This window comes from Erwinia magellanica (assembly GCF_039023495.1).
Taxonomy (GTDB): Bacteria; Pseudomonadota; Gammaproteobacteria; order Enterobacterales; family Enterobacteriaceae; genus Erwinia.
In genome coordinates this window covers 113,142-133,274 of sequence record NZ_JBCHVC010000007.1, presented here as the reverse complement: position 1 = coordinate 133,274, position 20,133 = coordinate 113,142, and the positions used below count along the sequence as shown (strand labels likewise).

The window sequence follows — 20,133 nt, the reverse complement described above, 5'->3', positions numbered from 1 at the left end:
CTCCGCAGGCGCGGCGCGATCCCCGCCGGCGCAGAAAAAAGGAAAGAAAAGGCCCCGCGCTGACGCACGGGGCCTTTTTTTATGCCTCATCCGGCGTGAAAACCTTCCGATAAAAATGCTAATCAGGAATTCTGCTCCGTTTGACAAGGAGATCTTCCGGCGTATTTATATTAATGAAGGCATCAGGATCATCAAAGTCCACCGCTACACCGCCCGCTTCCTTCAGGAAAAACATAAGCTTACGATCGCCACGCTGAAGATATTGTTCAAGCATTTCAACTCTGTCACGATGAATAATCGCGTGAGTAGGATGATCCCGCCCGTTACTACAAGCCCAGGCGGCTTTAGCGTCTGATTTACCGTTCCATAGCTGTGCAACCAGATCAGGCGGCAGGAAAGGCGTATCGCAGGAAGCAAAGACGGCCCAGTCAGTAGTGATATGCTGTAAAGCAGCAAGCATACCAGCCAGCGGGCCGGCAAAACCCGGGAAAGAATCGGTTAAAACGCGGCAGCCGCTTTTCTGATAGCATTCGCCATTTCTGTTGGCGCTGAGTATAACCTCCGCGACCTGAGGTTGCAGCCGCGCCAGGACGTGCCGATAGAGCGGTTCGCCCCTGAAGTTAACCAGTCCCTTATCTTCGCCATTCATCCGTGACCCTTTTCCGCCAGCAAGAATGACCCCGGTCACCTTTTCATTCGTATTGTATGATTTGTGAACCATTCCGCTGGTCACCTCTCTGTTCAAGTAAAATTAATGCTGATAACCTGGCTACTCATTTAGTCTGACAGGAAGCTTGCCATGAAATGCCATCGCCTCAATGAACTGATCTCCCTGCTGCAACCTGAATGGCAGAAGGAGCCAGACCTTACGCTGATGCAATTTTTACAGAAACTGGCCACGGAGTCAGGTTTTACTGGCCCGATAACCGAACTCACCGACGATATGCTGATTTATCATCTCAAAATGCGCGGCAGCGATAAAAACGAACCGATCCCCGGTCTGAAGAAAGATTATGAAGAGGATTTCAAAACGGCTCTGCTTCGGGCGCGTGGCGTTATCAAAGATTAAATCCCTGCCACCATCCGGCATCAGCAGGATTTAATGATAGTATTACCGGCTACTTCACGTGATGAGCATGCCGGATGAAAGAGCCAGCTTTTAACTTTCAACAATTACATCCTGACACCATCCTTGATGCGCTCTGGGAGACCGGGATCCGCGTTGAGTCAGGGCTAACCGCGCTCAACAGCTATGAAAACAGGGTTTACCAATTCTCTGATGAAGAGAGAATGCGCTATGTGGTGAAGTTTTACCGGCCCCAGCGCTGGTCGCCACAGCAGATCGAGGAAGAGCATCAGTTCACCGCTGAGCTACTGGCCGATGAAGTTCCCGTCGCCGCACCGCTGGTATTGCAGGGAAAAACGCTTCACCAGCATCAGGGTTATCTGTATACCGTCTTTCCCAGCCTGGGAGGACGCCAGTATGAAACCGATAATTACGACCAGCTCGAATGGGTGGGGCGTTACCTGGGGCGAATTCATCAAACGGGACGTAAAAGCTCGTTTACCGAGCGGCCCACTATTGGACTGGATGAGTACATCGCGCAACCACTCCAGGTGCTTGAAGCCAGTAGTTTAATTCCCCGCAAGCTGAAAGAAGCTTTATTGACCAGCGTGCGCCTGATAGGCACAACTTTACAAAATTGCTGGCATACTCAGTGGCACGCTTTGCGTCTGCATGGAGACTGCCACCCCGGCAATATTCTCTGGCGAGACGGTCCGCTGTTTGTCGACCTTGATGATGCCCGTAATGGTCCAGCGGTGCAGGACCTATGGATGTTGATTAACGGCGACATTCAGGAGCAAAGGCTACAGTGGGATATCCTGCTGGAAGCGTACAGCGAGTTTTGCGAGTTCGACACACACGAATTGTCACTGATTGAGCCTTTACGCGCCATGAGGATGGTTTATTATCTGGCGTGGGTCGTTCGCCGCTGGCAAGATCCTGCATTTCCTGCCAGTTTTCCGTGGATGACGGATGAAGATTTCTGGCGCAGACAGATCGCTATTTTTAACGAGCAGGCCAGGTTGTTGCAGGAGCCACCGCTTCAGCTTATGCCCGCATTCTAAGGCTGGTCGCCTTTTCCGATCCGCCCCTATTGTCAGGAGAGAGTTTTACAATGAAAAAGATTTGGTTTGCACTGGTTGGTATGGTTCTGGCCTTTAGTGCTTCGGCCGCGCAGTTTACTGATGGCCAGCAATACGTGACGATGCAGAAGCCTGCCACGGGTGAACCACAGGTTCTTGAATTCTTCTCTTTCTTCTGCCCACACTGCTATGAATTTGAGCGTGTCTGGCACGTTAGCGATGCCGTAAAAAAAGGCCTGCCTGCCAACACCAAAGTCACTAAATATCATGTAGAGTTCCTTGGCGGTGATATGGGGAAAACGGTCACACAGGCCTGGGCTGTGGCAATGGCCCTGGGTGTGGAAGATAAGATCACTGCCCCACTCTTTGAGGGTATTCAGAAAACGCAAAGCATTACCGATCCAGCCAGCCTGAAAGATGCTTTTGTCAAAGCAGCGGGTATTAAGCCAGAAGAGTACGATGCGGCCTGGAACAGCTTTGTAGTGAAATCGCTGGTTGCTCAGCAGGAAAAAGCGGCCGCTGATGTCGACCTGCGTGGTGTGCCTGCTATGTTTGTTAACGGCAAATATATGGTAAATAACGGCGGCCTGGATACCAGCTCAATGGATAACTACGTTCAGCAATATGCTAATGTTGTGAAATTCCTGATTACCCAGAAGTAAGAGTTCGCTCTTTTGCTGACGCCGGCTAATGCCGGCGTTACTGTTTCCGGGCCTGGCAGAACAATCCTGAAATAACTCTCCGCAAGGGCCTGAATTTCTGAAAAAAGGCCGCGATAATGTTGACAATAATAATTACTATCCACATATAACGCCTTCCGTAGAATCTGCAATAAATCCTGGAAATAAAATTTAATCAATTGAATTTATTATTCTTTTATTAACCTAAAAAAATAATATCCTGTTCATTTGCTTTCCTTCGTAAAATTACACACAAACTTATCCACAAGTTGTTCTTGCGTGGCGTGCCGCAAAATTTCCCCTTCAGTGAAGTTTATCTGCCAGGATATTTCATCTTTACTGCCCAGCTGTGGCATCCTTATCCCTATTGAAGACACTAAAGAAGAACGTGACGACTTATGGCACAGATTGCAGAAAACCCGCTCATCCTGGTAGATGGATCTTCTTATCTCTATCGCGCTTATCATGCGTTTCCGCCACTTACTAACAGTGCCGGGGAACCGACAGGGGCTATGTATGGCGTGCTGAATATGTTGCGCAGCCTGCTGTTGCAATATAAACCCAGCCATGTGGCGGTGGTGTTTGATGCCAAAGGCAAAACGTTCCGTGACGAACTGTTTGAACATTACAAATCGCATCGCCCTCCGATGCCGGATGATCTGCGTGCTCAGATAGAGCCTCTGCATAATATGGTCAGGGCGATGGGGCTGCCGCTGCTGGCCGTAAACGGGGTGGAAGCAGATGATGTTATTGGCACCCTGGCGCTGGAAGCAGAGAAATTAGGGAAACCGGTGTTAATCAGTACCGGCGATAAAGATATGGCTCAGCTGGTGACGCCCGATATCACGCTGATTAACACCATGAATAACGCTATCCTTGGCCCCGATGAGGTAGTGGAGAAATTTGGTGTTCCACCTCACCTCATTATCGACTTCCTGGCGTTGATGGGTGACTCATCCGATAACATTCCTGGTGTACCGGGTGTCGGCGAAAAAACTGCGCAGGCTCTGTTACAGGGATTGGGTGGTATCAAATCGATTTATGAAGATCTGGATAAGGTATCGGGCCTGACCTTCAGGGGCGCCAAAACCATGGCTGCCAAGCTTGAGCAAAACAAAGAGCTCGCTTTCCTCTCTTATCAGCTGGCCACTATCAAAACGGATGTGGAGCTGGAATTAACCTACGAGCAGCTCACCGTCAACGAGCCAGCCGTGGAAGATCTGCTGGGTATGTTCCGTCATTACGAATTCAAACGCTGGATTACCGATCTGGAAGAGGGAAAATGGCTCCAGGGTAAGAAAAGTCAGCCCGCTGCTAAAAAAGCCCTGGTTGAAAAGGTGGAAGAGCAGGTGGAAGCCACCAGTATCTTATCTGCTGATGGTTACGTCACAATCCTTGATGAGGCCACCTTTGAGAGCTGGGTGAAGAAAATTCAGCAAAGCGAACTTTTCGCGTTTGATCTTGAGACCGATTCGCTGGATACGCTTAGCGCAAACATCGTGGGGCTGTCGTTTGCCGTCGCGCCTGGCGAAGCGGCTTATTTGCCAGTGGCCCATGACTATCTGGATGCGCCCGCGCAGCTGGATCGTAACAGCGTTCTTGCTCGCCTTAAGCCGCTGCTGGAAGATGCAAACCTGCTGAAAGTTGGCCAGAACCTGAAATACGATCGTGGCGTGCTGAAAAACTATGATATCGAGCTGGCAGGGATCAAATTTGACACCATGCTTGAATCTTACGCCCTCAACAGCGTTACCGGGCGGCATGATATGGATTCTCTGGCTTCCCGTTGGCTGAATCATAAAACCGTATCGTTTGAAGATATCGCTGGCAAAGGCAAGAAACAGTTAACCTTTAATCAGATAGCCCTGGAACAGGCTGCGCATTACGCCGCAGAAGATGCCGATGTCACCCTTCAGCTGCATCTGAAAATGTGGCCAGAGCTGGAAAAAGAACAAGGCCCGAAAGCGGTCTTTGAAAATATAGAAATGCCGCTGGTCACCGTGATTTCGCGCATTGAGCGTAATGGCGTGCTGATCGATCAGGGCATTCTTGCCGCCCATTCTAAAGAGCTGACTTTACGCCTGGCAGAGCTGGAGCAGAAAGCGCATGAGCTGGCTGGCGAACCGTTCAACCTCTCTTCGCCCAAGCAGCTGCAAACTATTCTGTTTGAAAAGCAGGGAATTAAGCCTACCAAAAAAACGCCTGGCGGCGCACCTTCCACCAGTGAAGAGGTCCTGGCGGAGCTGGCGCTGGATTATCCGCTGCCGAAAGTGATCCTTGAGAACCGCAGCCTGGCCAAGCTGAAGTCGACCTATACCGATAAATTGCCACTGATGATAAACCCTGTAACCGGGCGTGTTCATACTTCCTATCACCAGGCGGTGACAGCCACAGGACGGCTCTCTTCTACCGATCCGAATCTGCAAAATATCCCGGTGAGAAATGATGAGGGGCGGCGTATTCGTCAGGCCTTTATCGCCTCTAAAGGCCATAAAATTGTGGCAGCCGACTATTCACAGATTGAGCTGCGCATCATGGCGCACCTGTCGCAGGATAAAGGGTTACTGGAGGCCTTTGCCGAAGGTCAGGATATCCACCGGGCAACGGCCGCAGAAGTCTTCGGTATGGCGCTGGATAAGGTGACTGGCGAGCAGCGTCGCAGCGCCAAGGCGATCAACTTTGGCCTGATCTACGGTATGAGCGCGTTTGGCCTGTCGCGGCAGCTGAATATTGGCGCTGGCGAAGCGAGAAAGTATATGGATCTCTACTTCGAACGCTATCCGGGCGTTTTACGCTATATGGAAAACACCCGGCAGCAGGCTGCTGAAAAAGGTTATGTCTCTACGCTGGACGGGCGCCGTCTCTATCTGCCTGATATCAATGCCAGCAATGCGATGCGCCGTAAGGCGGCTGAACGTGCAGCGATCAATGCGCCAATGCAGGGTACGGCAGCCGATATCATTAAAAAAGCGATGATAGCCGTCGACGGCTGGCTGACGCCGCAGACCACGCCAGAGGTAAAAATGATCATGCAGGTACACGATGAACTGGTATTTGAAGTTAAAGCCTCTGAAGTGGAAGCGGCAACGGCAAAAATCCGTGAACTGATGGAAAACAGCATGAAACTGGATGTGCCACTCAGGGTTGATGTGGGGGTGGGCGATAACTGGGAACAGGCTCATTAAAACCCGGCGAATGTCAGGGATGAGGCTGATTTCTCTGAGGATTCAGTCTCATGTTCTGTCCATAAGAAAATGCTTTAGTTAATCGCTTCAGCCAGGCCGCCGATACGGCTAATGCGGAAAGCTTCGCCTAACCGGTTATCGCTAAAGCACTTTTTTTGTAATTAAGCTACAGGCAGGCTCTTTTTATGTGACCTGAGTTGGATAACACCCGGTGTTTTATGAAAATTAACTACAAAAAACCCTTTTGAGGGCTGAAAAAATCATGTAGAGTTTAAGACGTAGGGTACAGAGGTAAGATGTTCTATCTTTCAGACCTTTTACTTCACGTAATCGGATTTGGCTGAATATTTAGCCGCCCCAGTCATTTATGACTGGGGCGTTTTTTATTGGGCGCGGCTCCAGAGACAGCAAGCTTATTCGGCAGGGATTTCTTCTTCCACAGCAGGAGGGAGTTCGCTGAACCAGGTATCCAGCTGCTGAGTTAACTTATCGACGCCGATCCTCTTCAGAGAAGAGAACATTTCTACGCGCACATCTCCCACAAAGCCTTTTGCCGCTTCGCGCACGACGTTCAGCTGGGCTTTACGCGCACCAGAAGCCAGCTTGTCGGCTTTGGTTAACAGCACCAGCACCTGGATGCCGCTCTGCACTGCCCACTTAATCATCTGCGTATCGAGATCCTTAAGCGGATGGCGAATATCCATCAACACCACCAGACCTTTCAGGCATTCACGCATTTGCAGGTATTCCGCCAGCGCTTTTTGCCACTTCAGTTTCATCTCTTCCGGCACTTCGGCATAGCCATAGCCTGGTAAATCCACCAGTCGGTAGCCCTCTGCAACCTGAAACAGGTTGATCAGCTGCGTACGTCCCGGCGTTTTACTGGTACGGGCCAGACTTTTTTGATTTGTCAGAGTATTTAGCGCGCTGGATTTGCCCGCGTTTGAGCGGCCGGCAAACGCCACTTCAAGTCCGGTATCGGCTGGAAGGTGACGGATGTCAGGTGCACTGGTGACAAAATGGGTAACGTGATAATTCCAGCCAGACAAAATAAAAACTCCAGATATAAGAACAATTGCGCAGAGTATACCCTGTATAGAATGAAAGCGCCCAACCGACCTTCAGTCAGTCGGGGTTTTGTAGGAGATCTGCCATTAAATATGCCAGAGCTTTCCTCTTTTTAGCGGCTTTGAGAGAGTGATAGTAGTTATATATCAAACAAATACAGGTTCTTGTGCCGGGCGGACGCAAATTTGTTGCCAACCCTGCCTTGTGAGTTTGACTATATAGTCTAAAGTATCTGGCAGAACCAGGAGGGTTCCCTTCAGGAAGAAGTGCTCAGGGAGATCAGGAAGATCTGGAGCAGGGATGGAATGTGCCGGGAATACAGCACCACAGGGAAAGGATAGAGTCCAGGAAAGGACGCTCAGGCAAAGGAAAACCGGGATGTTGTGTGCTAAAAAGGATGCTGACTAAGTCAGTCCTTCTGCGGAAGGTGCGAAAAAAGGCGACAGGGTGACCTGCCGCCTTTTTTCTTTGTCTGCTTTCTGCTAGATTTCGCCGCAATTCTATACTGAATATAAAACGTCTGAGAGCAGAAACCATGAAGCAACCTACACGCGCGCCCCAGGGCCAGAAACCGGCAGCAAAAACGAAGCGTAAAACGCGTGATGAAATCAACACCGAAGCGCGTGACCGTAAGCGTGACAAAAAACATCGCGGCAACGCTTCGGGTAGCCGGGCCAATCCGGTCACTGCTAATCAGAAGGGTAGCGGCGGCGCCACCACCAAAGATCCTCGTATTGGCAGCAAAAAGCCGATCGCTCTGGGCCCGGTCACTGCGGAAACGCAGAGCGTGAAAAAACCGGCGAAGGCCGCAAAACCGGCGGAACAGAAAAAAGTTCGTCTCTCTCCCGAAGAGGAGCTTGCCTCGCTGGAAAATAACGAGCGTCTTGATGCGCTGCTGGATCGTCTGGAAAAAGGTGAAACCCTGCCAGCGGAAGAGCAGGCCTGGCTTGATCAGACGCTTGACCGCATCGACGTGCTGATGGAAGAGCTTGGTATCGCGCTGGATGACGATGTGGAAGATGATGAAGCCGAAGAAGATATGTATCGCCTGCTGAAAGGCGGCAACTGATCTTTAGCGTTCTTAGCCCAAAATTGAGGTGGCGCAGCGTTGTGCTGCCTTTTTATAAAGGTTTCTCTACTGATGAATTGGCCTGGATCAATTTTCTTGCTGATTCTGCTATGCAGCCTGGGATGGTTATTCGTTAAACTACGGCGTCTTTCGCGGTTAAAAACCCGACTGCACAAGGCCACCGTCCGCCAACGCTTAAGGCACTCTCCTCACATCCGACGGTCGGCACCCAGACGCCAACGCAGGAGTGACCATTGTGATGCAGATGATTGAATGGGATCAGCAGCTGATTCAGAAGTACAACATCTCGGGTCCTCGCTATACCTCCTATCCCACCGCGCTTGAATTTTCTGCGGACTACGACGAAGCCGCCTTCCTTCAGGCAACCCAGCGCTATCCCGATCGCCCCCTGTCGCTCTATATCCACATTCCGTTTTGCCATCGTCTTTGCTATTTCTGCGGATGTAATAAAGTCGTTACTCGCCAGCAGCATAAAGCCGAAGCTTACATAGAGGCCTTAACGGTTGAGATCCAGAGCCGGGCCGCCTTATTCCGGCATCGCACCGTAACCCAGATGCACTGGGGCGGGGGAACACCAACCTATCTGAGTAAATCGCAAATCACGCGTCTTATTCAGACTTTGCGGGCATCGTTTAGCTTCAGTGAAGAGGCGGAATTATCGATTGAGGTGGACCCGCGCGAAATTGAGCTGGATATGCTGGATCACCTGCATGATCACGGTTTCAACCGGCTGAGCATGGGTGTTCAGGATTTTAATAAAGAAGTACAGGAGAAGGTTAACCGCGTTCAGGATGAGCAGACGATAGTGGCGCTGACAGAGCGTGCCCGACAAACAGGCTTTGCCTCAACCAGCCTTGACCTTATTTATGGGCTGCCGATGCAAACGCCGGAAAGCTTTGCGTTTACGCTGAAAAAGGTGATTGAGCTGAATCCTGACCGGCTTAGCGTATTCAATTACGCTCATATGCCGACCCTGTTTGCCGCACAGCGCAAAATCAAAGAGGCTGACCTGCCTTCAGCTCAGCAAAAGCTGGATATTTTGCAGCAAACCGTCCGCATGCTGACCGCTGAAGGATACCAGTTTATCGGGATGGATCATTTTGCCCGGCCTGGCGACGAACTGGCAATTGCGCAACGGGAAGGAAAACTTCACCGTAACTTCCAGGGGTATACCACTCAGGGCAACAGCGATCTTCTGGGAATGGGCGTTTCGGCTATCAGCATGATCGGTGACAGTTATGCGCAGAACGAAAAAGATCTCAAGGCCTGGTATGCTGCCGTAGAGAAAAATCACTCTGCCCTGTGCCGGGGAGTAAAGCTGACAAAAGATGATTGCCTGCGCCGTGATGTAATCAAAACGCTGATGTGCAATTTTGCCCTGAATTTTGCCGATTTTGATACAGGCGTTGAGGCCTTCAGCGACTATTTTGCTGAAGATTTAGCGCTGCTGGCTCCATTCATTGAGGACGGGCTGGTGGAACGCCACGAGAAGGGCCTTCAGGTGACGCCTAAGGGTCGTTTGCTGGTGAGGAATATCTGTATGTGCTTTGACGCTTACCTTCGCCAGAAGGCGCGTATGCAGCAATTTTCGCGGGTTATATAACACAGGGGACGATGACCCGTCCCCTGTGGGTAACACGCTGGGGAAACCGTTACTCCATCCCCAGCTCTTTCAGCTTACGGGTCAGCGTATTCCGGCCCCATCCCAGAAGACGGGCAGCTTCCTGCTTATGGCCTTGCGTATGACGTAAGGCGGTGGTCAGCAGCGTCCGCTCCATTTCTGGTTGCGCTTCAGAAAGCAGGTTTTGATGACCGGAACGCAAGGCCCTGTCGGCCCATTGCGCCAGCAAGGTCGCCCAACTGTCCGGCAGCGACTGCACCGGGTTCTCCGGCGTAGAGGTTTCAAACAGCTCAGAAGGCAGATCCTGAATCAGCACTTCCTGACCGGCGGCCATAACGGTCAGCCAGCGGCAGGTGTTCTCCAGCTGGCGGACGTTACCCGACCAGTGCAGACGGGTCAGGGCGGTTTCGGTTTCCGGGTGAAGGATTTTGGCTTCCACGCCCAGTTCTCTTGCCGCAACCTGGAGGAAATAACGTGCGAGGCGGGGAATATCCTCACGACGTTCACGCAGCGGCGGAAGATGCACACGGATGACGTTCAGGCGGTGGAACAGATCCTCGCGGAATTTCCCCTCCTGAACCCGCAGCTCCAGATTCTGGTGCGTTGCGGCAATAATACGTACATCCACTTTTACCGGCGCATAGCCACCCACGCGATAGAACTGCCCATCAGCCAGCACGCGCAGTAAGCGTGTCTGCACATCCATCGGCATATCACCAATTTCATCCAGGAACAGCGTCCCGCCATCGGCCTGCTCAAAGCGGCCCTGACGGATTTGATTGGCGCCGGTGAACGCCCCTTTTTCATGACCAAACAGCTCTGACTCAATCAGGTCTTTTGGGATCGCCGCCATATTAAGCGCGATAAAGGGCGCTTTTGCCCGCGGGCTGTGGCGGTGCAGGGCATGCGCGACCAGCTCTTTACCGGTGCCTGACTCGCCATTAATCAACACGCTGATAGAGGAGCGAGAGAGGCGGCCAATAATACGGAAGACATCCTGCATCGCTGGCGCTTCGCCAATGATGTCGGTGGTCGGGCCGCTGACCGGCTGATTACGCGGCTGCTGCTGCTCCTGATAGTGGCTGATCGCCCTTTCTACCAGCGCAACGGCTTCATCAATATCAAACGGCTTCGGCAGGTAATCAAATGCCCCTTGTTGATAGGCGCTGACGGCGGCATCCAGATCGGAATGGGCGGTCATTATGATGACCGGAAGCATCGGATGACGCTGTTTAATCTGTTTAAGCAGCGCCAGTCCATCCATACCGGGCATACGAATATCTGAAAGCAAAACGTCTGGGGTTTTGCTGGCAAGGGCGTCCAGCACTTCGCTGGCGCTGTCAAAGGTGGCGCAGCTTAAACCGGCTCCAGTGAGCGCGCGTTCAAGCACCCAGCGGATGGAGCTATCGTCATCGACGATCCAAACTATCCCTCGTTGCATAGAAACCTCACTGGCGAATAGGCAGATAAACCGAAAATTCAGTGTGACCAGGCCAACTGTTAAATTCTATTTTTCCCGAATGCTGATCGATCAGGCTACGGGCAATTGAGAGGCCTAAGCCGGTGCCGCCTTCCCGCCCGCTCACCATCGGATAAAACAGCGTATCTTGCAGTTGTGCCGGAATACCTGGGCCGTCATCTTCAATATCGATGCGTGCAACCAGGCGATAACGTACGCCATGCAGCGTGAGTTGAAACGCTGTACGGGTACGAAGGGTAATCGTGCCGCCTTCTTCACCCAACGCCTGAAGCGCGTTGCGGACGACATTCAGCAGAACTTGTTCTATTTGATCCGGGTCGTGCGCCAGTTCCGGCAGGCTGGGATCGTAATCCCTGACCAGCGTGACGTTGTCGGGCAGCTCCATGGAAACCAGGTTTACCACGCGTTCGGCTACCTGATGGATGCTTTGCGTCACGTGCATACCCGGCTGCTGCGGACCCAGCAGGCGATCAACCAGATTGCGCAGGCGATCGGCCTGTTCAATGATCACTTTGGTATATTCGGTTAATGATGGATCGGGCAGGGCTTTCGCCAGCAGCTGTGCTGCGCCACGCAATCCTCCCAGCGGGTTTTTAATTTCATGGGCCAGACCCCGGACTAAGTCCCGGGCGGCGACCTGCTGAGCATGTTGAATCTGTTCCTGACTGAGCCGGCGCTGATTATCCATCGGCGCCATTTCAAGCAGAATTAAACCTTCGGGCAGTCGCTGTGCGGTTAACGACATAATATGCGCACGACTGTCGACCACTAAAGTGACTTCACTGTCGGTAAAACCCTGACCTGCATCCAGACTCTCAAGCATGACGTCGATATTTAGTGAAAAATATCCCATCAGTTCCGGCAGCGGTGTTCCAAACAGCTTGCGGGAGCTTTGCGCTAACAGTTGTTGGGCCGCGGGATTGGCGTAATGAACCACCAGTCCGCTGTCGACCAGCAAGATACTGTTAATAAGGGAGTTGAGAATCTGCCCAGCATCGGGCAGCGTGCCTGTTGCCATGCATTCTCTCCTGCACTATTTCAGTGCATTATAGTTCCGGAACCCAAAAGTCGTCTTCCTGAACGATGAAACGTGGTGAAAAAAGCCCATCCGGAGATGGGCTAAAGTTTCCACGGCAACATAAAACGTCAAACCAGTTAAACGCTGTAGTACAGCTCGAATTCAACCGGATGTGGAGTCATACGCACGCGGTCCATTTCGGCCTTACGCAGTTCGATGTAGGCATCAATGGTTTCGTCAGTAAAGACGCCGCCACGAGTCAGGAACTCACGGTCTTCGTTCAGGCATTGCAGAGCTTCTTCCAGTGAACCGGCCACTTTTGGAATCTCAGCTTCTTCTTCCGGAGGCAGGTCATACAGGTTTTTATCCATCGCGTCGCCAGGATGGATTTTGTTGATGATGCCGTCCAGGCCAGCCATCAGCAGGGCAGAGAAGCAGAGGTATGGGTTGGCGGCTGGATCGGGGAAGCGAGCCTCAATGCGGCGCGCTTTCGGGCTGGCAACCACTGGGATACGGATAGAGGCAGAACGGTTACGGGCAGAGTAGGCCAGCATAACAGGCGCTTCGTAACCCGGGACCAGACGCTTGTAAGAGTTGGTGGTTGGGTTAGAGAGGGCATTGATCGCTTTAGCATGTTTGATAACGCCGCCGATATAGAACAGGGCAGTTTCAGACAGGCCGCCATATTTGTCGCCAGCGAACAGGTTGTTACCATCTTTAGAGAGTGACATATGGCAGTGCATGCCTGAACCGTTATCACCAAAGATAGGTTTTGGCATAAAGGTAGCGGTTTTGCCGTAAGCGTGAGCCACGTTATGCACAACATATTTGTAGATCTGAATTTCGTCAGCTTTTTTGGTCATGGTGTTGAAGCGGGTAGCCACTTCGTTCTGACCAGCTGTAGCAACTTCATGGTGATGCGCTTCAACAACCAGGCCCATCTGCTCCATAGTCAGACACATAGCAGAACGGATATCCTGTGATGAGTCGACCGGAGGAACCGGGAAGTAACCCCCTTTCAGACCTGGACGGTGGCCTTTGTTGCCGCCTTCATACTCTTTACCGGTGTTCCATGCTGCTTCGATATCATCGATAGCAACGTGTGAACCTGAAGTGGTCGCGCCGAAACGGACGTCATCAAACAGGAAGAACTCGGGTTCCGGGCCAAACAGAACGGTGTCTGCAATGCCGGAAGAACGCAGGAAATCTTCAGCACGCTTCGCGATGGAGCGCGGGTCACGGTCGTAGCCCTGCATGGTGCCTGGCTCGAGGATATCGCAACGGATGATCAGCGTAGAGTCTTCGAAGAAGGGATCCAGCACAGCAGTAGTCGCATCTGGCATCAGAACCATGTCTGACTCATTAATTCCTTTCCAGCCACCGATTGATGAGCCGTCAAACATTTTGCCTTCTTCGAAGAAGTCAGCGTTAACCTGATGAGCAGGAATGGTGACGTGCTGTTCTTTACCCTTGGTGTCGGTAAAACGCAGGTCAACGAATTTTACTTCGTGCTCGTTCATCATCGACAGAACGTGTTCAGCGGACATACTTAACTCTCCTGGATTTTGTCATTGTCGTCGTGGTTAGAGATCTTCAGCTGGGACCTTTGCTAATCTCGCCGGGTCATCCGATAATAAAGATCTCTGACAAGCTATCAACCGTTGTGGAAACTGGCATTCTTCGCTTGAATACATAAAGCGAAATCTATGCCAACTTTATTAATACCCTGAAAAAGCGCTATGATGCGCCCTCTCGTGAGACGGGAACTGCACCATGATGGAAGTCGCGCACCATTTTGGTGCTAAGCGGTGCTTGTTAAGCACCATTCTGGTGCATTTTTTCGATGGAGTGCAATTCTTGCACTAATTAAGGTTAGAAAAGCAATCCTGACAGTTATCTTTAATTGAAATTTGTGATCCTGTTCAGTCCTTCGATTAATCCGTGTACAATAGCGCGCTATTTCTAATGCCTGAGGCAAAGCTGTGATCGAAAATTTGCGTAACATCGCCATTATTGCCCACGTTGACCATGGTAAAACTACCCTGGTTGATAAGTTGCTACAGCAGTCCGGGACCTTTGATGCCCGTACCGAAGCAACCGAACGCGTAATGGACTCCAACGATTTGGAGAAAGAGCGTGGGATTACCATCCTCGCAAAAAACACCGCCATTAAATGGAACGACTACCGCATCAACATCGTGGATACCCCAGGACACGCCGACTTCGGCGGTGAGGTAGAGCGTGTGATGTCAATGGTTGACTCGGTGCTGCTGGTTGTGGATGCAATGGATGGCCCTATGCCGCAAACCCGCTTCGTGACCAAAAAAGCGTTTGCTAATGGTCTGAAGCCGATCGTGGTCATCAACAAAGTTGACCGTCCAGGCGCTCGTCCTGACTGGGTTGTGGATCAGGTATTTGACCTGTTCGTTAACCTGGATGCGACTGACGAGCAGCTCGACTTCCCGGTTATCTATGCTTCTGCCCTGAACGGTATCGCTGGTCTTGACCACGCCGACATGGCTGATGACATGACTCCGCTGTATGAAGCTATCGTGAAACACGTTTCTCCTCCGCAGGTTGAGATGGAAGCGCCGTTCCAGATGCAGATTTCTCAGCTGGACTACAACAACTACGTGGGTGTTATCGGCATCGGCCGCATTAAACGCGGTAAAGTGAAGCCAAACCAGCAGGTGACCATTGTAGATAGCGAAGGCAAAACCCGTAACGGTAAAGTCGGTAAAGTGCTGACTCACCTGGGTCTGGAGCGTATCGACGCTACAGAAGCTGAAGCTGGCGATATCATTGCTATCACCGGTCTGGGCGAGCTGAACATCTCCGATACAATCTGTGATCCACAGAATGTAGAGGCGCTGCCAGCGCTGAGCGTGGATGAACCAACGGTAACGATGTTCTTCAACGTCAACACCTCTCCGTTCTGCGGTAAAGAAGGTAAGTATGTGACTTCACGTCAGATCCTTGACCGTCTGAACAAAGAGCTGGTGCACAACGTTGCGCTGCGTGTTGAAGAAACTGCCGATGCTGATGCGTTCCGCGTATCGGGTCGTGGTGAACTTCACCTGTCAGTTCTGATTGAAAACATGCGTCGTGAAGGTTTCGAACTGGCGGTATCCCGTCCGAAAGTTATCTTCCGCGATTTCGAAGGCCGCAAACAAGAGCCATTCGAAAACGTTACGCTGGATATCGAAGAACAGCACCAGGGTTCAGTGATGCAGGCGATGGGTGAACGTAAAGCCGACATGAAGAACATGGATCCGGATGGCAAAGGTCGCGTACGTCTCGACTACGTTATCCCAAGCCGTGGTCTGATTGGCTTCCGTAACGAATTCATGACCATGACTTCCGGTACCGGTCTGCTCTACTCCACCTTCAGCCACTATGACGATGTTCGTCCGGGCGAAGTGGGCCAGCGTCAGAACGGCGTGCTGATCTCTAACGGTCAGGGTAAAGCTGTTGCGTTTGCTCTGTTCAGCCTCCAGGACCGCGGTAAGCTGTTCCTGGGCCACGGTGCAGAAGTTTACGAAGGCCAGATCATCGGTATTCACAGTCGTTCTAACGACCTGACTGTAAACTGTCTGACCGGTAAGAAACTGACTAACATGCGTGCTTCTGGTACTGACGAAGCCACTACCCTGGTTCCCGCCATCAAGATGACGCTGGAGCAGGCTATCGAGTTCATCGATGATGACGAACTGGTAGAAGTGACTCCTCTGTCCGTGCGTATTCGTAAACGTCACCTGACGGAAAACGATCGTAAACGCGCAAGCCGTGGTCCTAAAGAGGCATAATTTGCCTTAATTTAGTCCCATGCACTTCAGGGCCGGATCCCTTCCGGCCCTGACTCTCTTTTTCAGAATTCAAATCCCCCTCCTGTTCAGTCTTCCGTTTTACCGCTAGAGTGAAAGCTTGCCGGCACAAAAGGAGATGATCATGCTGTATATCTTTGATTTAGGTAATGTCATTGTTGATATTGATTTCAACCGGGTTCTTGGCGTCTGGAGCGATCTCGGCCGGGTGCCGTTAGCCACTCTGCAAAGCCGCTTCCGGATGGGTGAAGAATTTGAGCAGCACGAACGTGGTGAAATCAGCGATGAAGTTTTTGCCGCCAGACTCTGTGAGGAGCTGGATCTCGCCCTGAGTTTTGAGCAGTTTACCGCTGGCTGGCAGGCGGTGTTTGTTGGTGTCCGGCCCGAAGTGATTGCCATCATGCACAAGCTGCGCGAGCAGGGCGACCGCGTGGTCATCCTCTCTAACACCAACAAGCTGCACTGTGCATTCTGGCCCACACAATATCCGGAAGTTGAGAAGGCAGCTGATAAGCTCTATCTCTCCCAGGAGATGGGCGTACGCAAGCCTGAAGCGGAAATTTATCAACAGCTGTTGAATGCGGAAGATGCCTCTGCCGAAGAGGCGATTTTCTTTGATGATAATCTGGCTAATATTGAGGCCGCAAAGGCATCAGGCATTCACAGTGTGCACGTGACAGATGCCGGTGTGATCCCGATGTTTTTCAGCGATCGCATGTAAATGAGTCGGCTCATTCATTACCGGCACCGCCAGCGTGCTCTCTGGGAGTGGATCAAACTGCTGTGGCGGCGCATAGACGAAGATGCCATGACCACGCTGGCGGGTAATCTGGCCTATGTTTCGCTGCTGTCACTGGTGCCGCTGGTGGCGGTGGTGTTTGCGCTTTTTGCCGCCTTTCCGTCGTTTGACAACATCAGTACTCAGCTCAAGACATTTATTTTTAATAACTTTGTTCCAGCTTCCGGTACGGTTATCCAGCGCTATCTGGAGCAGTTTGTTGCTAACGTAACTCAAATGACGGCGGTAGGCGCATGTGGGCTGGTGGTGACGGCATTGCTGCTGATGTACGCCATTGATACCTCCCTGAATACTATCTGGCGCAGCAAGCGTAAGCGGCCCATCGTTTACTCTTTTGCGGTCTACTGGATGATCCTGACGCTTGGCCCGCTACTGGTTGGGGCCAGCCTGGCAATCAGTTCCTACCTTCTGTCGCTGCACTGGGCGTCCGTAACGGGCGTGAGCGGAATGATAGACTACGGACTGCGTATTTTTCCGCTGCTGCTCTCCTGGCTCTCTTTCTGGCTGCTTTACAGCATTGTGCCGACGCGGCAGGTAGCCGGTAAAGATGCGCTCATCGGCGCGCTGGTTGCAGGACTGCTTTTTGAGCTTGGGAAAAAGGGGTTTGCGCTCTATGTTACGATGTTCCCTTCCTACCAGCTGATTTATGGCGTGCTGGCAGTGATCCCCATCCTTTTTTTGTGGGTTTACTGGACCTGGTGTATTGTCCTGCTGGGAGCGGAAATCAGCGCCACATTAGGCGACTATCGCCTGATAAAACAGCAAGAGCAAAAAAAAGAAGATGAGGAAGTATGATTGCCCTGATTCAGCGCGTGTTGAGCGCCAGCGTAAAAGTCGACGAAGAAACTACCGGTGAAATCGGGCCGGGCCTGCTGGTTCTGTTAGGCGTGGAGAAGGGTGACGATCGGCAAAAAGCGCAGCGTCTGTGCGCCAAAGTGCTGGGCTACCGTATTTTTGGTGATGAAAACGACAAAATGAATCTTAATGTCCAGCAGGCTGGCGGCAGCCTGTTAGTCGTATCCCAGTTTACCCTCGCTGCCGATACTCAAAAGGGGATGCGCCCGAGTTTCTCTGGCGGAGCCGAACCTGCTGAAGCTGAGCAGCTTTATCAGGCTTTTGTGGGCAGCTGCCGGGAAAAGGGTATCGTAACGGAAACAGGCCGCTTTGCTGCAAACATGCAGGTTTCCCTGGTCAATGACGGGCCTGTTACCTTCTGGCTACAGGTTTGACGCGGCCAGGAGCACAGGCAGGCATAGCGGGCTAAGAAAGAGAGAACCTTTTTATGTATCACCTTCGGGTCCCTGAAACAGCAGAAGAGCTGGATACTTACTATCAGTTCCGCTGGGAAATGTTACGTAAACCCCTTCATCAGCCCATGGGTTCTGAACGGGATGCCTGGGATGCGCTGGCGCATCATCAGATGGTGGTGGACGAGCGCGGTCAACCGGTAGCGGCAGGCCGCCTCTATATCAATGCTGAAAATGAAGCCGCTATCCGCTTCCTGGCGGTCCATCCTTCCGTTCAGGGAAAAGGGCTGGGTACGCTGGTGGCGATGACGCTGGAATCTGTGGCGCGTCAGGAAGGGGCAAAACGGGTGGTCTGTAGCGCCCGTGAAGATGCTGTCGAATTCTTTGCCAAACTGGGGTACCTCAACCAGGGCGAAATTACCGTTCCGCAAACCACGCCGGTGCGCCATTTCCTGATGATCAAGCCGGTGATGTCGCTGGATGATATTTTGCATCGCGCGGACTGGTGTGGGCAGTTGCAGCAGGCCTGGTACGATCATATCCCACTGAGCGAAAAAATGGGTGTGCGCATTTTACAGTTCACCGGGCAGAAATTTATCACCACTATGCCGGAGACGGGCAACCAGAACCCGCACCATACGCTGTTTGCTGGCAGCCTCTTCTCACTGGCGACCCTGACAGGATGGGGGCTAATCTGGCTGCTGCTGCGTGAGCGTCATCTGGGCGGGACGATCATTCTGGCTGATGCACATATTCGCTACAGCCATCCGATTACCGGCAAACCTGGCGCTATCGCTGACCTCGGTTCACTCAGCGGTGACCTGGACAGGCTGGCGCGTGGGCGCAAGGCTCGGGTACAGCTGGAAGTCGAACTTTACGGCAATGAAGAGTGCGGTGCCGTATTCGAAGGCGTCTATATCGTGCTTCCCGCCGATCCGGATGGCGATCTGGAGCTGGGCGGGTCGGGTTTCTGAAGCAGAGCGTCGGGCTTAAGGTGCTGACTCAGCGCCCTTTCTTTTTACGCCCCGGCTGAACGAAGCGCTTACGTGCAGCGGCGTTGGCCGCCGGTTTTTCCGGACTTTTTGCACCACTGCTGGCCGGTTTTTTCGCGGCCGCAGGCTTCGGCTTTGGCTTCGATTTCGCTTTCTTCTCCGCCGCATCTTCAGAGGAGGAGTTCTCAATCAGCCTGAAGAGTTCAATCAGTTCCTCGTCAGTGAAATCGCGCCATTCACCGATCGGCAACCCTTTCAGACTGACGTTCATGATGCGCGTGCGTTCAAGCCGGGTCACTTCATAGCCAAAGTGCTTACACATGCGGCGGATCTGGCGGTTCAGACCCTGCACCAGCGTGATGCGGAAAACAAAGGGTGCCTCTTTCTTTACTTTGCATTTTTTGGTCACAGTGCCCAGCATCGGCACACCCGCGCCCATACCCGCAATAAACTCGTCGGTGACCAGCTTATTCACTGTCACCACATACTCTTTCTCGTGGTCGTTCCCGGCACGCAGGATCTTGTTGACCAGATCGCCGTGGTTGGTCAGAAAAATCAGACCCTGCGACTCTTTATCCAGGCGACCAATGGGGAAGACGCGTTTACTGTGGTTCACATAATTGACGATGTTATCGCGCTCGCCCTCCTCGGTGGTGCTGATAATACCCACCGGCTTGTTCAGGGCGATCAGCACTAAATCTTCTTCATTACGGGGTTCAATAAGCTGACCGTTAACTTTCACCACATCCCCGGCAAATACCTGATCGCCCACCGCAGCCCGCTTGCCGTTGATAAAAACGTTTCCCTGTTCGATGTAGCGATCGGCATCACGACGGGAGCAGATACCGCTCTCGCCAATGTATTTGTTAAGACGAATGGATGAGTTATTCAGCATGGTTCCTCCGTAAAAAAACGGACTATACCTTACCTGAAGATGGTTGCGAACAGCCGGGGCGCACATAGCCCCATTTTCTGGGGCTG

General features: G+C 52.1%; 18 protein-coding genes. 12 read left to right on the top strand and 6 right to left on the bottom strand.

The features are described 5' to 3' along the window. Positions 1-118: 118 nt before the first annotated feature. Positions 119-721 carry a molybdenum cofactor guanylyltransferase MobA gene (gene mobA / locus AAH450_RS20005; RefSeq protein WP_342911769.1) on the bottom strand — a complete coding sequence of 201 codons (603 nt, stop codon included), beginning with the start codon at positions 719-721 and terminating at the stop codon, positions 119-121. Positions 722-799: 78 nt separating this feature from the next. On the opposite strand from mobA, the gene AAH450_RS20000 reads away from it, so the two are divergent. The 5 genes from AAH450_RS20000 (at position 800) to spfP (ending at position 6,357) form a co-directional block, all read left to right on the top strand. After that, positions 800-1,069, top strand: a complete 270-nt coding sequence (locus tag AAH450_RS20000) for a YihD family protein (RefSeq protein ID WP_318791781.1) — start codon at positions 800-802, stop codon at positions 1,067-1,069. 74 nt (positions 1,070-1,143) lie between these two features. Continuing rightward, positions 1,144-2,130 carry a serine/threonine protein kinase gene (locus AAH450_RS19995; protein ID WP_342911768.1) on the top strand — a complete coding sequence of 329 codons (987 nt, stop codon included), beginning with the start codon at positions 1,144-1,146 and terminating at the stop codon, positions 2,128-2,130. Positions 2,131-2,180: 50 nt separating this feature from the next. Next, positions 2,181-2,810 carry a thiol:disulfide interchange protein DsbA gene (gene dsbA / locus AAH450_RS19990; RefSeq protein WP_342911767.1) on the top strand — a complete coding sequence of 210 codons (630 nt, stop codon included), beginning with the start codon at positions 2,181-2,183 and terminating at the stop codon, positions 2,808-2,810. 416 nt (positions 2,811-3,226) lie between these two features. Beyond that, positions 3,227-6,013, top strand: a complete 2,787-nt coding sequence (gene polA / locus AAH450_RS19985; RefSeq protein ID WP_342911766.1) for a DNA polymerase I — start codon at positions 3,227-3,229, stop codon at positions 6,011-6,013. 296 nt (positions 6,014-6,309) lie between these two features. After that, positions 6,310-6,357, top strand: coding sequence for a small protein SpfP (gene spfP / locus AAH450_RS21185; protein ID WP_071892919.1), 48 nt, complete (start codon positions 6,310-6,312; stop codon positions 6,355-6,357). 69 nt (positions 6,358-6,426) lie between these two features. Here the strand turns inward: spfP and yihA are convergent, their stop codons facing one another. Then, positions 6,427-7,062 (bottom strand): ribosome biogenesis GTP-binding protein YihA/YsxC, encoded by a 636-nt coding sequence (gene yihA, locus AAH450_RS19980; protein ID WP_342911765.1) that lies wholly within the window; start codon positions 7,060-7,062, stop codon positions 6,427-6,429. Between the two features lie 554 nt (positions 7,063-7,616). Between yihA and yihI the strand changes: the two genes are divergently transcribed. Next, positions 7,617-8,150, top strand: coding sequence for a Der GTPase-activating protein YihI (yihI, locus tag AAH450_RS19975; protein WP_342911764.1), 534 nt, complete (start codon positions 7,617-7,619; stop codon positions 8,148-8,150). Positions 8,151-8,403: 253 nt separating this feature from the next. Next, complete coding sequence (gene hemN / locus AAH450_RS19970) at positions 8,404-9,774, top strand: oxygen-independent coproporphyrinogen III oxidase (RefSeq protein ID WP_342911774.1); 1,371 nt, start codon at positions 8,404-8,406, stop codon at positions 9,772-9,774. Between the two features lie 49 nt (positions 9,775-9,823). On the opposite strand, the gene glnG is transcribed toward hemN, so the two are convergent. From glnG to glnA, 3 genes are all read right to left on the bottom strand, one after another. Next, positions 9,824-11,233 (bottom strand): nitrogen regulation protein NR(I), encoded by a 1,410-nt coding sequence (gene glnG, locus AAH450_RS19965; RefSeq protein WP_318791787.1) that lies wholly within the window; start codon positions 11,231-11,233, stop codon positions 9,824-9,826. 7 nt (positions 11,234-11,240) lie between these two features. Then, positions 11,241-12,290, bottom strand: coding sequence for a nitrogen regulation protein NR(II) (gene glnL, locus AAH450_RS19960; RefSeq protein WP_342911763.1), 1,050 nt, complete (start codon positions 12,288-12,290; stop codon positions 11,241-11,243). Between the two features lie 137 nt (positions 12,291-12,427). Further along, a complete protein-coding gene (glnA, locus tag AAH450_RS19955) occupies positions 12,428-13,837 on the bottom strand; it encodes a glutamate--ammonia ligase (protein WP_318791789.1) in 1,410 nt (469 codons plus the stop codon). A 435-nt stretch (positions 13,838-14,272) separates the two neighbouring features. Between glnA and typA the strand changes: the two genes are divergently transcribed. The 5 genes from typA (at position 14,273) to fabY (ending at position 19,134) form a co-directional block, all read left to right on the top strand. After that, complete coding sequence (typA, locus tag AAH450_RS19950) at positions 14,273-16,096, top strand: ribosome-dependent GTPase TypA (protein ID WP_342911762.1); 1,824 nt, start codon at positions 14,273-14,275, stop codon at positions 16,094-16,096. Positions 16,097-16,238: 142 nt separating this feature from the next. Then, entirely contained in the window at positions 16,239-16,835 is a 597-nt protein-coding gene (gene yihX, locus AAH450_RS19945; protein ID WP_342911761.1) for a glucose-1-phosphatase, read from the top strand. Then, on the top strand, positions 16,836-17,708 hold the full coding sequence (locus AAH450_RS19940; protein ID WP_342911760.1) for a virulence factor BrkB family protein: 873 nt from the start codon (positions 16,836-16,838) through the stop codon (positions 17,706-17,708). Continuing rightward, positions 17,705-18,142: a D-aminoacyl-tRNA deacylase gene (gene dtd, locus AAH450_RS19935; protein WP_342911759.1), complete on the top strand. Its 438-nt coding sequence runs from the start codon at positions 17,705-17,707 to the stop codon at positions 18,140-18,142. Before AAH450_RS19940 ends, dtd begins: the two co-directional genes overlap by 4 nt. 53 nt (positions 18,143-18,195) lie before the next feature. Next, a complete protein-coding gene (gene fabY, locus AAH450_RS19930; RefSeq protein WP_342911758.1) occupies positions 18,196-19,134 on the top strand; it encodes a fatty acid biosynthesis protein FabY in 939 nt (312 codons plus the stop codon). A 28-nt stretch (positions 19,135-19,162) separates the two neighbouring features. Here fabY and rluF read toward each other — a convergent pair whose 3' ends face one another. Then, positions 19,163-20,047, bottom strand: a complete 885-nt coding sequence (rluF, locus tag AAH450_RS19925; RefSeq protein WP_342911757.1) for a 23S rRNA pseudouridine(2604) synthase RluF — start codon at positions 20,045-20,047, stop codon at positions 19,163-19,165. Positions 20,048-20,133: the final 86 nt, after the last annotated feature.